Source organism: Flectobacillus sp. BAB-3569 (assembly GCF_002270355.1).
Classification (GTDB): domain Bacteria; phylum Bacteroidota; class Bacteroidia; order Cytophagales; family Spirosomataceae; genus Flectobacillus; species Flectobacillus roseus.
The window spans coordinates 1-482 of sequence record NZ_NJFZ01000156.1 but is presented as its reverse complement, the minus strand read 5'-3'; the positions used below and the strand labels follow the sequence as shown (position 1 = coordinate 482).

The window sequence follows — 482 nt, the reverse complement described above, 5'->3', positions numbered from 1 at the left end:
ACCCACAACCCAAAACAAGCGCTAATGGTATTGGTTTGGATAACCTTCGAAAACGTCTTGAATTGCATTATGGAAGTAAAGCTTCTTTTCAATCACTAACGAAGAGGATACAGTTCTAGCCACGATAGTAATGCCATTCTAGACTTTTTGTACCTATGCAAAAAGCTTTATCAACTCGTTCACAGCCTGATTTGAAACATCGAAAACTAGATGAGGAAATATTCCAAAAACTAGCGCTAAAATTGCTAAAGGGAAAAGCATATTTGCGTAAAGTTACCAAGGATAGAGAATCCTGCGCCTTGGTCGGATAATTTCGGTCAAAATCTTTTTTCAAATAAGCAATTCGGATACCTTTCAAATCTTTTCTATTTCCATTAAAACTAAACGAAGCGTCAATGGTACTGAGGTCTTTTCCGTCAGTTCCTTTAATAGCATTAAAGACAATTGCACAATCTTCGACTGTTCTAACAAATAGGGCCAAG

Annotated in this window: 1 pseudogene; it reads right to left on the bottom strand. The window is 36.9% G+C overall.

The annotated features are described in order from the left end of the window. Positions 1-115 precede the first annotated feature (115 nt). Positions 116-482, bottom strand: a pseudogene (locus BWI92_RS27985) (amidase family protein); the annotation flags it as partial.